The organism is Streptococcus sp. oral taxon 431, from assembly GCF_001553685.1.
Lineage (GTDB): Bacteria > Bacillota > Bacilli > Lactobacillales > Streptococcaceae > Streptococcus.
This window is the reverse complement of record NZ_CP014264.1, coordinates 1273291-1289043: the sequence shown is the minus strand read 5'-3', so window position 1 is coordinate 1289043 and position 15753 is coordinate 1273291. Positions and strand designations below refer to the sequence as shown.

The window sequence follows — 15753 nt, the reverse complement described above, 5'->3', positions numbered from 1 at the left end:
TTTTTGTTATGAGCTATACCTTTGTATTAAACTCTTTATTTATTGTATAATTGTTAGAATAGCTGTATATGGCATAAAGATTATTATATAAAAAATAAATAAACCACTTTATCATTGTTTTAGTTTTATACTTATTATTGAAAAGAATCGAACCGAATAAAGATTTTTAAGCATATTTTTGGTATAATAATACCTAGGAAAAACTAGAGAAAAGAAGGAGGTAGAGATGGAAAAGTATTTATCGGTTACAACTTTGACCAAGTATTTAAAAATGAAATTCGATAAAGACCCCTACTTGGAACGGGTCTATTTAACTGGTCAAGTCTCTAACTTCCGTAAGCGTCCAACCCATCAGTATTTTTCTCTTAAAGATGACCGAGCGGTTATTCAGGCGACCATTTGGTCGGGTGTCTACCAGCGTTTGGGATTTGACTTGGAAGAAGGGATGAAGATTAATGTAGTTGGTCGTGTCCAAGTCTATGAGCCAAGTGGAAGCTATTCGATTATTATTGAAAAAGCTGAACCAGATGGTGTCGGTGCCTTGGCTATCCAATTTGAACAGCTTAAGAAGAAACTGGCAGAAGAAGGTTTATTTCAAGAACGCTTTAAACAATCTTTACCACAATTTTCAAAAAAAATAGGTGTGGTGACCAGTCGAAGTGGTGCTGTTATCCAAGATATCATCACTACAGTCAGTAGACGTTTCCCTGGTGTGGAAATTGTCCTATATCCTACTAAAGTTCAAGGTGAGGGTGCTGCAGAGGAGATTGCTCGTAACATTGCGAGAGCCAATGAACGAGATGACTTAGATGTTCTGATTATCGGCCGTGGTGGTGGATCCATTGAAGATCTTTGGGCCTTTAACGAAGAAATTGTAGTTCGAGCAATTTTTGAATCTCGTTTACCGACTATTTCGAGTGTAGGTCATGAAACGGATGTCACTCTGGCTGATTTTGTGGCTGATAAGAGAGCGGCAACGCCGACAGCTGCTGCTGAACTCGCTACACCAGTAACAAAGTTAGACCTTCTGACCTATCTTCAGAATCAAGAAAAACGCATGACTACAGCGGTTAAGCATAGTTTGTCAAAGAAACAAGAAGCTTTGAGAATCCTCAGTCAATCGGTCATCTTCAGACAACCAGAGCGTTTATATGACGGTTATCTACAACGCTTGGATCAGTTACAGCTACGACTGAAGCAAGGACTGAATGCTGAATTGGTTCGAAATCAACAAAAGGTTCAAGAACAAATCCATCGTTTGGAACAATTATCACCAATCATCAAAATCCAGCGTTATCAGGATCGTATCCAGCAATTAAAGAAACTGCTGCGAAGCCAGATGGCTGTGACATATGATGCAAAAGTAGCAGAAGTAAAACGCCTATCAGAAGCTCTCCTTATGCTAGATACTAGTCGAATTGTAGCCAGAGGTTATGCAATTGTCAAAAAAGGAGAAGTTGTAGTGGCTTCTGCGAAAGATTTGAAAGAAAATGACCAAGTATCACTGTTGATGCGGGACGGTCAAGTAGAATTAGAGGTAAGAGATGTCAAAACAAAAGAAATTTGAGGAAAATCTAGCAGAGCTTGAGACTATTGTTCAGAGCTTAGAAAATGGTGAAATTGCTTTAGAAGATGCTATTACTGCATTTCAAAAAGGGATGGTTCTTTCAAAAGAATTGCAAGCAACACTTGATAAAGCAGAAAAAACCTTGGTTAAAGTCATGCAAGAAGATGGAACAGAAAGTGAACTGGTATGAACAAGCAAGAAAAACTAGCTTTGGTCGAGTCAGCTCTTGAAGACTTTTATGGGGACCAACAATTTGCGTCCAGTTTAAGAGAATCTATTCTCTATTCCGTCCATGCTGGTGGTAAACGGATTCGTCCATATTTACTTTTAGAAGTTTTGGGCTCCTTACAAGTGCCTATCACTCAGGAACATGCTCAAGTTGCAGCGGCACTAGAAATGATTCATACAGGAAGTTTGATCCATGATGATCTTCCTGCCATGGATAATGATGATTTTCGTCGGGGGCATTTGACCAACCATAAGGTGTATGGTGAAGCTCTAGCTATTTTAGCAGGGGATGCGCTTTTTTTGGATCCCTATGCTTTAATTGCTCAAGCTGATTTGCCGAGTCAAACAAAGGTTGATTTAATAGCTAATTTATCACTTGCTTCTGGAAGTATGGGGATGGTGGCTGGACAAGTTTTAGATATGGAAGGCGAAGGAAAACACTTGAATTTAGAGGAACTTCAGACTATCCATGCTAATAAGACTGGTAAACTTTTAGCTTTTCCTTTCCAAGCGGCTGGTATCATTGCTGGATTGGATGAAAATCTTCAGAAGCAGCTTAAAACAGTTGGCGAGTTGATTGGCCTGGCTTTCCAAGTGAAAGATGATGTCCTTGATGTTACAGCAAGTTTTGAGGAAATCGGTAAGACACCTCAGAAAGATTTGCAGGCTGAGAAGTCAACCTATCCTGCTTTGTTGGGATTAGACCAAGCGATAGCGTTTTGCAATCAAACTTTGGATCAAGCTAATGCAAAACTTGAAGAGATTAGCCAAGTTGTGAGCTTTGACAAGGAACCAATTGTAAAAATAGTAGAAAGTTTGAGAATCAATGGCTAAGGAAAGAGTAGATGTATTAGCTTACAAACAAGGTTTATTTGAAACGAGAGAACAAGCCAAACGAGGTGTTATGGCTGGTTTGGTAGTTGCTGTTATAAATGGCGAACGATTTGATAAACCAGGAGAAAAAATTCCTGACGATACAGAGTTGAAACTCAAGGGCGAGAAACTTAAGTATGTCAGTCGTGGTGGCTTGAAACTTGAGAAGGCGCTAGATATTTTTGATCTATCAGTTGAAGGACAAACGACCATTGATATCGGAGCTTCAACTGGAGGTTTTACGGATGTCATGTTGCAAAATGGTGCTAAACAAGTTTTTGCAGTTGATGTTGGTACTAATCAACTGGCATGGAAATTACGCCAAGACCCTCGTGTTGTCAGTATGGAGCAGTTTAATTTCCGTTATGCTAAAAAGAGCGACTTTAATCAGGAACCAAGTTTCGCAAGTATCGATGTCAGTTTTATTTCCTTAGGCCTTATTTTGCCAGCTTTACACCGTGTTTTAGCCGATCAAGGTCAGGTTGTGGCTCTAGTTAAGCCTCAATTTGAGGCTGGTCGAGAACAGATTGGCAAAAATGGAATTATCAGAGATGCCAAGGTTCACCAAAATGTTTTAGAAGCAGTTACTAAAATGGCAGTTGATGAAGGATTTTCAGTCTTAGGGTTGGACTATTCTCCCATTCAAGGTGGTCATGGGAATATCGAGTTTTTAGCCTATTTGCGAAAAGAAGATTACGCAATCAATCAGGTTAGTTCTGAAATAGAAAAAGTAGTAGAAAAAGCACATAGAGAGTTTAAAGATGAATAAAAAAGAAAGACTTGAAAAGATTAGAAGATTTGTGACTGACTATCAAATCGGCACGCAGGAAGAAATCGTTGAACACTTGAGAGAAGCGGGTATCTCTGCTACTCAAGCAACAGTCTCCCGAGATATTAAAGAATTAGGTATTGTAAAAATTCCATTGAAAGACAATACTTACATTTATGAATTACCAAAATCAGTCGTTAGAAGCTTGCAATTGGCAGAAAATAATATTGTTCATGCTGAACGCATGGGATATATGATCAATTTGCAAGTCATTCCAGGAAATACTATTTTCGTCAAGAGTCAGTTGATGACTGTTTTTTCTGACCAAATTTTTAGCTGTATTGCTGATGATAATTCCATCTTGATGGTATTGAGAAGTGAAGAAACAGCCAAGGATATTTTTGAGCAAGTTAAAAATTGGTAGGATTATATGTTACTTGAAATTTCAATTAAAAATTTTGCTATCATTGAATCAATTTCTCTGAATTTTGAAAAAGGGATGACAGTTTTAACTGGTGAAACAGGTGCAGGTAAGTCAATCATCATCGACGCTATGAATATGATGTTAGGAGCCAGAGCTACAACAGAAGTTATTCGTCATGGGGCTCCAAAAGCAGAAATTGAAGGTCTTTTTTCAATTGAAAGTAATCGCGCGCTAGAAGAAATTTTTGATGAACAAGGATTAGAATTGAGTGATGAAATCATTATTCGTCGCGAAATTTTACAAAACGGCCGTAGCATCAGTCGTGTCAATGGACAGATGGTTAATCTTTCAGTATTAAGGACAATTGGCCAACAGCTAGTTGATATTCATGGTCAACATGACCAAGAAGAATTAATGCGTCCTCATCGACACATCCAGATGTTGGATGAGTTTGGAGATACTTCTTTCTTTGAATTAAAAGAAGCCTATCAGATGAGCTTTGACAACTATCGTCGTATGCGCAAGCAAGTGCTTGACATCAAAAAAAATCAGCAAGAACATAAGGCACGAATTGAGATGTTGGAATTTCAGATGGCTGAGATTGAAGCAGCTAATTTGAAAGCTGGTGAAGATGTTACTCTCAATCAAGAAAGAGACAGACTACTGAACCATAAACATATCGCTGATACTTTGACTAACGCATACAGTATGTTGGATAATGAAGAGTTTTCTAGTCTGGCAAATGTTCGTTCGGCTATGAATGATATGGAAAGTCTTGAAGAGTTTGATCAAGAGTATCGTGAGATTTCAAGTTCCCTTTCTGAATCCTATTATGTTCTAGAAGATATCACCAAGCGCTTGGAATCCATTATTGATGATTTAGATTTTGACGGTAATCGTCTGATGCAGGTTGAAAGCCGACTAGATTTGATTCACACCATTACCCGTAAGTATGGTGGTAGTGTAGATGATGTCCTAGAATACTTTGCCAAGATTACAGACGAATACAATCTTCTAACAGGAAATAATCTATCTTCTGAAGATATGGAAATCGAACTCAAGAAACTTGAAAAAAATCTTGTGGACCTAGCAGGTCAAGTTGCTCAAGCTCGCCATAAAATAGCGCAGGACTTAGAAGCTGAAATCAAGCAAGAATTGCAAGACCTATACATGGAGAAAGCACAATTTCAAGTTCGTTTTAGTCAAGGAAAATTCAGTCGTGAAGGTAATGAGAGTGTTGAATTTTACATTTCAACCAATCCTGGAGAAGATTTTAAACCTTTAGTAAAAGTAGCTTCTGGTGGAGAGTTGTCTCGTCTCATGCTAGCCATTAAGTCTGCCTTTTCTCGTAAGGAAGGCAAGACCAGTATTGTCTTTGATGAGGTGGATACGGGAGTTTCAGGTCGTGTAGCTCAAGCCATCGCGCAAAAAATTCACAAAATTGGACAAAATGGACAAGTGTTGGCCATATCTCACCTTCCTCAAGTTATTGCTATCGCAGATTATCAGTTCTTTATTGAAAAGATTAGCAATGAACATTCAACGGTATCAACTGTTCGCTTGTTAACAGTTGAAGAAAGGATTGAAGAGGTCGCTAAGATGTTGGCTGGAGAGAATGTGACAGAAGCAGCATTGAATCAAGCGAGAGAATTATTACAAAGTAAGGAGAAATAAATGACAGACTATTATGTAATTGGTGATGTCCACGGAAAAGCTGGAATGTTAGAAGACTTACTTAAAACATGGGATGGCAAGACTCAATTACTCTTTCTTGGAGATTTGATTGATAGAGGAGAAGATAGCCGCCGTGTTCTTGAAATGGTCAAGGATTTGGTTGATAACCAAGGAGCTATCTGCTTATCAGGAAATCATGAGTATATGTTTTTAACTTGGTTAGATAATCCTGAAGAAAGCTATGACCACTATCGTCGTAATGGTGGAGATACAACTATTAATTCTATTCTAGGTCGCCCATTGGATGCACCAGTAGATGGTGTAGCAGATGCGAAGCGTGTCGAGACTGAAGCAGCAGACTTAGTGGAATTTATTCGTCAGATGCCTTTTGTCATTGAAACGGAAAAGTATATCTTTGTTCATGCCGGTATTGATTTGACTTTGGATGATTGGCATGATACTACCGATTATAAGAAGGTATGGCTCAGAAAACCATTTCATGAAGCAGCCAATCATACTGGAAAAACCATTGTCTTTGGACATACACCAGTCTATGGTTTGTTGGATCAAAAACCTGGTACATCTGAACTTTGGATGACAGAAGACGGTAAGATTGGAATGGATGGAGGAGCTGTTTACGGCGGTGTCCTTCATGGGATTGTCTTTACCGACCAAGGTATGACTGAGCACTATTTCATCGAGAATGATGGCTTTGTTGCTGAAGATTAGTACTCCTAACAGGGTATGGTCTTGTCAAAATGTTAAAAACAATTTATAATTAATAGATACCCTGAAAGGAAGAGAATGATGAACTTAGAAGAATTGAAAAAACGACAGGAGAAGATTCGTAACTTCTCTATTATCGCCCATATTGACCATGGAAAGTCAACACTAGCAGACCGTATTTTGGAAAAGACAGAGACAGTTTCCAGTCGTGAAATGCAGGCCCAACTTCTTGATAGTATGGACCTTGAACGTGAGCGTGGAATTACGATCAAGCTTAATGCTATCGAGCTTAATTATACGGCTAAAGATGGTGAGACTTATATCTTCCACTTGATTGACACACCTGGACACGTGGACTTTACCTATGAGGTTTCACGTTCCCTAGCTGCCTGTGAAGGTGCTATTTTGGTCGTTGATGCTGCCCAAGGGATTGAGGCTCAAACACTGGCAAACGTCTATCTTGCTTTGGATAATGATTTGGAAATCCTTCCAGTTATCAATAAAATTGACCTACCAGCAGCAGATCCAGAGCGCGTGCGTACAGAAATCGAAGATGTCATTGGTCTAGATGCTAGCGAGGCTGTATTAGCTTCAGCCAAGGCGGGTATCGGTATCGAAGAAATTCTCGAACAAATTGTCGAAAAAGTACCAGCCCCAACTGGTGACGTGTCAGCACCATTGAAAGCCTTGATTTTCGACTCAGTATACGATGCCTATCGTGGTGTTATCCTCCAAGTTCGTGTCATGGATGGGGTAGTCAAACCTGGTGATAAGATTCAGCTCATGAGCAATGGTAAGACCTTCGATGTTACTGAAGTCGGAATCTTCACACCTAAAGCTGTAGGACGAGACTTCCTTGCAACAGGTGACGTTGGTTATATCGCGGCTTCTATCAAGACTGTTCAGGACACACGTGTCGGTGATACAGTAACCTTGGCGACAAATCCAGCGACTGAACCACTTTCAGGATACAAACAGATGAATCCGATGGTTTTCGCAGGTCTCTATCCAATCGAGTCAAATAAATACAACGATCTTCGTGAAGCCCTTGAAAAATTGCAGTTGAACGATGCTAGTCTTCAGTTTGAACCCGAAACATCGCAAGCTCTTGGATTTGGTTTCCGTTGTGGTTTCCTTGGACTTCTTCATATGGATGTTATTCAGGAACGTTTGGAACGTGAGTTCAATATTGACCTTATTATGACTGCACCATCTGTTATCTACAAGGTTAATCAGACTGATGGGGAGTCTATGGATGTGTCTAACCCATCCGAGTTCCCAGATCCTACAAAGATTGCGACCATTGAAGAACCTTATGTCAAGGCGCAAATCATGGTACCGCAAGAATTCGTCGGAGCAGTTATGGAGCTAGCTCAGCGCAAACGTGGTGACTTTGTGACCATGGATTATATTGATGACAATCGTGTCAATGTTATCTATCAAATCCCACTAGCTGAGATTGTCTTTGACTTCTTTGATAAGCTCAAATCTTCAACACGCGGTTATGCAAGCTTTGACTACGAATTGTCAGAGTATCGTCCATCTAAGTTGGTTAAAATGGATATCCTTCTTAATGGTGATAAAGTGGATGCTCTCAGCTTTATCGTTCACAAAGACTTTGCCTACGAACGTGGGAAACTCATTGTTGATAAGCTTAAGAAAATCATTCCGCGTCAACAGTTTGAAGTTCCAATTCAGGCAGCTATCGGGCACAAGATTGTCGCGCGTACAGATATTAAAGCCCTTCGTAAGAACGTTCTTGCCAAGTGTTATGGTGGTGACGTTTCACGTAAACGTAAACTTCTTGAAAAACAAAAAGCTGGTAAGAAACGCATGAAAGCTATCGGATCAGTAGAAGTTCCACAAGAAGCCTTCCTCAGTGTATTGAGCATGGATGAAGAATAGTTGCTAGGTTAGAATGGCATCTAGTATAAGAAATCAATTACTGTATTTTGTAAATTTTCAAAATACAGTAATTTTTTGACACTTTTCCCTTCATACTTTAAAATAGAAGGGAAAGGAGAGTTATCATGAAAAAAATAATAACTTTATCTACACTTTTACTTTGTAGTCTTAGTCTAATTGCTTGTAGCAATTCAGAGAAGACAAATGAGGTAAAGACAGAAGCATCTTCTAGTGTTCAGGAAGCTTCAAGTCAAGAGTCTAGTTCATCGCAAAAACAGACAGAAGAAACTCAGATAGTAGGTTCAGATGATTATGGTTATGTAAAAATTCCAAAATCATGGGTTCATTTCAAAGAAATTGAAGGTGGAGATGACATTCAGTACTGTGATGGGACAGATGTCAATATTGTAACTCTCAATACCTTTAAACCAGAGCAGTTTGGTATTAGTGAAAGTGAGTACGCTGCGCTTGAAACTGTTCAAATTTCAACTAGCATTTATGAATCTAAACAGAAAAGTCAAGACTTCTCCAAGGTATGGGGGTCAAAATCAACTATCGGAGGCTATGAGGCATACGTAGTAAACTGTATTGCGAAGAATGGTAAATATCTAATTATCTGGGTATTTAAATCCGATGATGGCAAGTTTAGATACGTTTCTCTCGAAGGTGTTCCAGAGGTATTAAAAAATCTCCTTCCAATGGTGGAAGAAAGTTGGACCAATAAAAAGAGTTAACATCGTGAAAACAGGAGTCATTCCTGTTTTTTTTATTATACTTATTAGGAAATTATAAAAAATATGTTTGAAATCATTAAATGTTTAATTCGTAAACAAAAAAAATAAAAATCAAACAAAATACAACAAAAAACATTGACAACGGTTTCATATAGTGTTATACTTGTACCATAAAAGTTAAATATGAAGGGAGAAGGTCATGGGATTAGATCATTTCTTTGACAAAGACTTAGTCTTTTGCTTAGAAGCAGATAATCAAGAGCAACTTTTCGATCAAGTTGCAACCCTATTGGAAGAAAAGAAAGTTGTTACAGAGACCTATCGATCGGCCTTGATTGAACGTGAAAAATCGTTCCCAACTGGTTTGGATATGGAGTTTTTAGGGAAGGATTTGCCTAACGTAGCTATCCCTCATACTGATACAATTCATAATCTAACTGAAAATGTTGTCGTGGTTCGTCTGGAAAAACCAGTAACGTTCCACAATATGATTGCCCCTGATAAGGAAGTAGAAGTATCATTACTCTTCTTTATCATCAACAATTCAAGTTCAAGTCAAACAAATATACTTGCACAGTTGATGGACTTCTTTACAGGCAATGGTCATCTTGAAGCGCTGTCTAAGATTACGGAACCTGAAGCCTTGTTCCAATATATCTCAGAAGCGACTGCTTAATTTGTTAATAATTTTTATATAAAAACGGAGGAAATCCAAATGATTAAAATTCTTGCTGCTTGTGGTGCAGGTGTTAACTCAAGCCACCAAATTAAAAGTGCTCTTGAAGAAGAACTTTCTAACCGTGGGTACGATGTTCAATGTGATGCAGTTATGGTAAAAGATGTCAATGAAGACTTGATTAAAGGTTATGATATCTTCACACCAATCGCTGCTACTGATTTAGGCTTTGAACCAGGTATTCCAGTTGTTGAAGCAGGACCAATCTTGTTCCGTATTCCAGCTATGAGCGCTCCAGTCTATGACAATATTGAAGCAGCTATCAAAGAACATGGTCTAAGCTAATTATTAATTTGTAAATATTCCATAAAAATAAAGGGAGGAAAATTATGGATTTCATTATCAATCTGGCCAACGATTTCTTTAAACCTATCTTGGCTATGGGTGGCCCAATCATCATGCTGATCATTTTGACAGTATTGGCCTTGCTTTTCGGAGTGAAATTCTCCAAAGCACTTGAAGGTGGTATTAAACTTGCCATCGCTCTTACAGGTATCGGTGCGATCATCGGAATGCTTAACGGAGCTTTCTCAGCTTCTCTTGCAAAGTTTGTTGAAAATACTGGTATTCAATTGAACATCACCGACGTTGGTTGGGCACCACTTGCTACAATCACTTGGGGTTCTGCCTGGACACTTTACTTCTTGCTTGTGATGTTGATCGTCAACATTGTAATGCTTGCAATGAAGAAAACTGATACACTTGACGTCGATATCTTTGATATCTGGCACTTGTCTATCACTGGTCTTTTGATTAAATGGTACGCTGACAACAATGGAGTTAGCCAAGGAGTTTCACTCTTCATCGCGACTGCAGCAGTTGTTCTTGTTGGGGTTCTTAAAATCATCAACTCTGACTTGATGAAACCAACATTTGATGACCTTCTTAACGCACCAAGTTCATCACCAATGACTTCAACTCACATGAACTACATGATGAACCCAGTTATCATGGTTTTGGATAAGATTTTTGATAAACTCTTCCCAGGTCTTGATAAATTTGACTTTGACGCTGCTAAATTGAACAAGAGAATCGGTTTCTGGGGATCTAAATTCTTCATCGGTTTCATCCTTGGTATCGTTATCGGTTTGATGGGAACTCCACATCCAGTTGCTGGAGTAGAAGATGCATCTTCATGGGAACTTGTTATTAAAGGTTGGTTGTCACTTGGTTTGACTGCCGGTGTCTGCTTGGAGCTCTTCTCATTGATAGGTTCATGGTTCATCGCAGCCGTAGAACCACTTTCACAAGGTATTACAAACGTTGCTACTAAACGTCTTCAAGGACGTAAATTCAACATCGGTCTTGACTGGCCATTTATCGCTGGTCGTGCTGAAATCTGGGCTTGTGCCAACGTACTTGCACCAATCATGTTGGTTGAAGCTGTGCTTCTTTCAAATGTCGGAAATGGTATCTTGCCACTTGCTGGTATCATCGCAATGGGTGTAACTCCAGCTCTCTTGGTAGTTACTCGTGGTAAATTGCTCCGTATGATTATCTTCGGAACACTCTTGTTGCCACTCTTCCTTCTTTCAGGTACACTTATCGCACCATTTGCAACAGAACTTGCTAAAGGTGTAGGTGCCTTCCCAGAAGGTGTAAGCCAAACTCAATTGATTACTCACTCAACTCTTGAAGGACCAATCGAAAAACTATTTGGTTGGGCAATTGGTAACGCTACAACTGGTGATATCAAAGCTATCCTTGGCGCATTAGTATTCCTAGTATTCTACGTTGGTATCTTTGCATGGTACAGAAAACAAATGATCAAACGTAATGAAGAATACGCAGCAAACGCAAAATAATTCGCTCCTAAAAATGTAAATTGTAAAAACTAGGTTGTCAGTTTCCAAATCTGGAGTCGACAGCCTAGTTTTTTTAGGCCTAAATAAATGGAGGTAATTCTAATGATTGAATTAAAAACAGAACAGTTAAGTGTACAGTTTCAAACTTTTGGTGGTGCACTTTCTTCAATAAAAGACAAAGATGGAATTGAGTATTTGTGGCAAGGAGATCCAACTTACTGGAGTGGACAAGCACCGGTTCTATTTCCAATTTGTGGATCCGTTAGAAATGATACTGTCTTGTATGATCAAGAAGATGGTAGTCAAGTAGCAGGAAAAATTCCGCGTCATGGTTTGGTTCGAAAAAAAGAATTTGAATTAGTAGAACAAACAGAGAATTCTGTCACCTTTGCTATCGAAGATGACCAAGACATGTATGAGAATTATCCCTATCATTTTCGACTAGAAATAACTTATACAGTTACTGGAAAGACTATTCGAACACAGTATCAAGTTACCAATAAAGAAACAGATAAGAAAATGCCATATTTTATTGGTGGACATCCAGGCTTTAACTGTCCTTTATTTGATGATGAAGCCTATGAAGATTACTATCTTGAGTTTGAAAAATCTGAAACTTGCACGGTTCCAAAACCATTCCCAGAAACAGGGATGTTAGATTTTCAAGATAAAAGTAGCTGGTTAAAAGATCAAAAAGAATTGGATCTAAACTATGATTTCTTTAGCTATGATGCTGTGACTTTAGATGAGTTAGCCTCTCGCTCTGTTTCCTTACGGTCACGTAAGCATGATAAGGGATTAAAACTAGACTTTAAAGAGTTTCCAAACCTCATCGTTTGGTCAACGCTTAATAAAGGTCCCTTCCTTGCTCTGGAACCTTGGTCAGGTTTGTCAACTTCACTCGAAGAGGGCGATCATCTAGAAGATAAGAAAAATGTTCGAATCTTAAATCCAGGTCAAAGTGATCAAATTGGTTTTGATATAGAAATTTTCTAAAAAATAAACAAAAACAAACATAAACTGTTGACTTTTTTAAACAATAGTAGTATATTATGTTTAGAAAGAACAATTTGTGTTTGTTTTAACAAGTTATTCTTCCAATTTCTCCAAGGAGAAGTTACAAAGAGTGATTAGATAAATCATTCTTAAACTAAAATAGTCAACAAAACTACTAGTAACTACTTGGTGATGGTCATTTTCTTTCCATAACCAAAATATTTTTACTGGTCTATATAAAAAAGGAGTATACAATATGTCTATTGTTATTGGTGCAGATGCTGCAGGTTTGAGATTGAAAGAAGTCGTTAAAGATTTCTTGGAAAAAGAAAACTTCCACGTTGTGGATGTTACAGCTGAAGGTCAAGACTTCGTTGATGTAACTCTTGCTGTTGCTGAAGAAGTTAAAAAAGAAGAACAAAACCTTGGTATTGTCATTGATGCTTATGGTGCAGGTCCATTTATGGTTGCAACTAAAATCAAAGGAATGGTTGCTGCAGAAGTATCTGACGAACGTTCAGCTTATATGACTCGTGGTCACAACAACTCACGTATGATTACTATGGGTGCTCAACTCGTTGGTGACGAATTGGCTAAGAACATCGCTAAAGGCTTTGTAAACGGTAAGTACGACGGCGGTCGTCACCAAATCCGTGTCGACATGTTGAACAAAATGTGCTAATTTTGATATTGAAAGAAAGGTAAGATAAAATGAGAATTGCAATCGGATGTGACCACATCGTAACAAATGAAAAAATGGCTGTTTCAGAATTTTTGAAATCAAAAGGACATGAAGTTATCGACTTTGGTACTTATGACCACGCTCGTACCCACTATCCAATCTTTGGTAAAAAAGTTGGTGAAGCAGTAGTTAGTGGCCAAGCTGATCTTGGTGTATGTATCTGTGGTACTGGTGTAGGTATCAATAATGCTGTTAACAAGGTTCCTGGTGTTCGTTCTGCTTTGGTTCGTGATATGACAACAGCTCTTTACGCTAAAGAACAATTGAATGCCAACGTTATCGGATTTGGTGGTAAAATCACTGGTGAATTGCTTATGTGCGATATCATTGAAGCTTTCATCAACGCTGAATACAAACCATCTGAAGAAAATAAAAAATTGATCGCTAAAATCCAACACGTTGAAACTCATAACGATCATCAAACAGATGCCAACTTCTTTACAGAGTTCCTTGAAAAATGGGATCGCGGTGAATACCACGACTAAGAGGTGACTTATGATTTTAACAGTCACAATGAACCCATCCATTGATATTTCCTATCCTTTGGATGAATTGAAAATTGACACTGTCAACCGTGTTGTCGATGTTACGAAAACAGCGGGTGGTAAAGGTCTCAATGTTACACGAGTTCTATCAGAATTTGGTGATTCTGTAGTCGCAACAGGACTTGTTGGTGGTAAACTTGGTGATTTTTTAGTAGAAAATATTGATGATAAAGTAAGCAAACGTTTCTTCTCTATTCAAGGTGAAACCCGTAACTGTATCGCAATTCTACATGGAGAAAATCAAACAGAAATCCTAGAAAAAGGTCCTAAAGTTCAAGAACAAGAAGGTCAAGATTTCTTGGCTCATTTCAAGGAACTTTTAGAGACTGTAGAGGTAGTAGTCATTTCAGGTAGTCTACCAGCAGGACTTCCTGTTGACTATTATGCTAGTCTAGTTGAACTTGCTAACCAAGCTGGTAAACCTGTTGTCTTGGACTGTTCAGGAGCTGCACTTCAGGCGGTTCTTGAATCTCCACATAAACCAACGGTTATCAAACCAAATAATGAAGAATTGTCTCAACTTTTGGGTAGAGAAATTTCTAAAGACTTGGATGAATTAAAAGAGGTTCTTCAAGAGCCCCTATTTGAAGGAGTTGAGTGGATCATCGTTTCCTTAGGTGCTAATGGTGCCTTTGCAAAACACGGGGACACTTTCTATAAAGTGGATATTCCAAGAATACAAGTTGTAAACCCAGTTGGGTCAGGTGATTCAACCGTTGCAGGTATTGCTTCAGGATTGTTCCATAAAGAAACTGATCAAGAATTGCTGACTAAGGCTAATGTCCTTGGTATGCTAAATGCTCAAGAAAAAATAACTGGTCATGTCAATATGGTAAACTATCAAGGCCTATATGACCAACTAGTAGTGAAAGAGGTATAAAATGGTTTTAACAGAAAATAAACGCGCTTGTATGCAAAAACTCTCTAATGAGAATGGTATCATCTCAGCTCTTGCTTTTGACCAACGTGGTGCTTTGAAACGCCTTATGGCTCAATACCAAACAGAAGAGCCAACAGTAGCTCAAATGGAAGAACTTAAAGTCTTGGTAGCGGATGAATTGACAAAATACGCTTCATCTATGCTTCTTGACCCTGAATACGGACTTCCTGCAACAAAAGCTTTGGATAAAGAAGCTGGTCTTCTTCTTGCATATGAAAAAACAGGATATGATACTTCAAGTACAAAACGTTTGCCTGACTGTTTAGATGTTTGGTCTGCAAAACGTATCAAAGAACAAGGTGCAGATGCAGTTAAATTCTTGCTTTACTACGATGTAGATAGTTCAGATGAATTGAACCAACAAAAACAAGCTTACATCGAACGTGTTGGTTCTGAATGTGTTGCCGAAGATATTCCTTTCTTCTTGGAAATCTTGGCTTATGATGAAAAGATTGCTGATGCAGGTTCTGTAGAATATGCGAAAGTAAAACCTCGTAAAGTTATCGAAGCTATGAAAGTATTCTCTGATCCACGTTTCAACATCGACGTATTGAAAGTTGAAGTTCCAGTAAACGTGAAATATGTTGAAGGATTTGGTGATGGAGAAGTCGTTTACAGCCGTGAAGAAGCAGCTGCTTTCTTCAAAGCTCAAGACGAAGCAACTAACCTTCCATACATCTACTTGAGTGCAGGTGTATCCGCTAAACTCTTCCAAGAAACACTTGTCTTTGCTCATGATTCAGGTGCTCGTTTCAACGGTGTACTTTGTGGTCGTGCTACTTGGGCGGGTTCAGTTGAACCTTATATCAAAGAAGGTGAAGCAGCAGCTCGCGAATGGCTTCGTACAACTGGTTTTGAAAACATTGATGAACTCAATAAAGTACTTCAAACAACAGCTACTTCATGGACTGAACGTGTCTAAATTTTCCCCCTTTTATGTCCTAAAACCCTAGCAAAAAAACTTTTAAAAAAAGTTGTATGTAAAGGTTTACAAAATAAAAATCTTGTGCTATACTTAAGTCACAAGTTAATACAAAGTGAGTGTTACTAAGTAATATTAGGCATGATCACAGATGACTCAGATGTATA

At 38.5% G+C, this 15753-nt stretch carries 17 protein-coding genes; all 17 read left to right on the top strand.

From position 1 onward, the window contains the following. Positions 1-226: 226 nt before the first annotated feature. The 17 genes from xseA to lacD all read left to right on the top strand — a co-directional run bounded on the left by xseA (position 227) and on the right by lacD (position 15586). Positions 227-1567, top strand: a complete 1341-nt coding sequence (gene xseA, locus AXE83_RS06090) for an exodeoxyribonuclease VII large subunit (RefSeq protein ID WP_060955797.1) — start codon at positions 227-229, stop codon at positions 1565-1567. Continuing rightward, on the top strand, positions 1545-1757 hold the full coding sequence (locus tag AXE83_RS06085) for an exodeoxyribonuclease VII small subunit (RefSeq protein WP_060955796.1): 213 nt from the start codon (positions 1545-1547) through the stop codon (positions 1755-1757). The genes xseA and AXE83_RS06085 overlap by 23 nt, the downstream gene beginning before the upstream one ends. Further along, positions 1754-2629, top strand: a complete 876-nt coding sequence (locus AXE83_RS06080; RefSeq protein ID WP_060955795.1) for a polyprenyl synthetase family protein — start codon at positions 1754-1756, stop codon at positions 2627-2629. Before AXE83_RS06085 ends, AXE83_RS06080 begins: the two co-directional genes overlap by 4 nt. Then, a complete protein-coding gene (locus AXE83_RS06075) occupies positions 2622-3437 on the top strand; it encodes a TlyA family RNA methyltransferase (RefSeq protein ID WP_060955794.1) in 816 nt (271 codons plus the stop codon). Before AXE83_RS06080 ends, AXE83_RS06075 begins: the two co-directional genes overlap by 8 nt. Then, positions 3430-3861: an arginine repressor gene (locus AXE83_RS06070; RefSeq protein ID WP_060955793.1), complete on the top strand. Its 432-nt coding sequence runs from the start codon at positions 3430-3432 to the stop codon at positions 3859-3861. The genes AXE83_RS06075 and AXE83_RS06070 overlap by 8 nt, the downstream gene beginning before the upstream one ends. 6 nt (positions 3862-3867) lie before the next feature. Then, entirely contained in the window at positions 3868-5535 is a 1668-nt protein-coding gene (gene recN, locus AXE83_RS06065) for a DNA repair protein RecN (protein ID WP_060955792.1), read from the top strand. Further along, positions 5536-6264: a metallophosphoesterase family protein gene (locus AXE83_RS06060; protein ID WP_060955791.1), complete on the top strand. Its 729-nt coding sequence runs from the start codon at positions 5536-5538 to the stop codon at positions 6262-6264. It abuts the gene before it with no gap. A gap of 78 nt (positions 6265-6342) precedes the next feature. Continuing rightward, a complete protein-coding gene (gene lepA, locus AXE83_RS06055; RefSeq protein ID WP_049510208.1) occupies positions 6343-8166 on the top strand; it encodes a translation elongation factor 4 in 1824 nt (607 codons plus the stop codon). Positions 8167-8291: 125 nt separating this feature from the next. Beyond that, positions 8292-8900: a hypothetical protein gene (locus AXE83_RS06050; RefSeq protein ID WP_060955790.1), complete on the top strand. Its 609-nt coding sequence runs from the start codon at positions 8292-8294 to the stop codon at positions 8898-8900. Positions 8901-9099: 199 nt separating this feature from the next. Next, positions 9100-9576: a PTS sugar transporter subunit IIA gene (locus tag AXE83_RS06045; protein ID WP_000521965.1), complete on the top strand. Its 477-nt coding sequence runs from the start codon at positions 9100-9102 to the stop codon at positions 9574-9576. 39 nt (positions 9577-9615) lie between these two features. Beyond that, entirely contained in the window at positions 9616-9921 is a 306-nt protein-coding gene (locus AXE83_RS06040) for a PTS sugar transporter subunit IIB (RefSeq protein WP_000590576.1), read from the top strand. A 44-nt stretch (positions 9922-9965) separates the two neighbouring features. Then, entirely contained in the window at positions 9966-11441 is a 1476-nt protein-coding gene (locus tag AXE83_RS06035; protein WP_049529555.1) for a PTS galactitol transporter subunit IIC, read from the top strand. A gap of 102 nt (positions 11442-11543) precedes the next feature. Next, a complete protein-coding gene (locus tag AXE83_RS10630; RefSeq protein WP_083500997.1) occupies positions 11544-12437 on the top strand; it encodes an aldose 1-epimerase family protein in 894 nt (297 codons plus the stop codon). Between the two features lie 256 nt (positions 12438-12693). Further along, positions 12694-13119 carry a galactose-6-phosphate isomerase subunit LacA gene (gene lacA, locus AXE83_RS06025; protein WP_000029280.1) on the top strand — a complete coding sequence of 142 codons (426 nt, stop codon included), beginning with the start codon at positions 12694-12696 and terminating at the stop codon, positions 13117-13119. Positions 13120-13148: 29 nt separating this feature from the next. After that, positions 13149-13664, top strand: coding sequence for a galactose-6-phosphate isomerase subunit LacB (gene lacB, locus AXE83_RS06020; RefSeq protein ID WP_001216925.1), 516 nt, complete (start codon positions 13149-13151; stop codon positions 13662-13664). 10 nt (positions 13665-13674) lie between these two features. After that, on the top strand, positions 13675-14604 hold the full coding sequence (locus tag AXE83_RS06015) for a tagatose-6-phosphate kinase (protein WP_060955789.1): 930 nt from the start codon (positions 13675-13677) through the stop codon (positions 14602-14604). 1 nt (position 14605) lies between these two features. Beyond that, positions 14606-15586, top strand: coding sequence for a tagatose-bisphosphate aldolase (gene lacD, locus AXE83_RS06010; protein WP_060955788.1), 981 nt, complete (start codon positions 14606-14608; stop codon positions 15584-15586). The last annotated feature ends 167 nt before the right edge of the window (positions 15587-15753 follow it).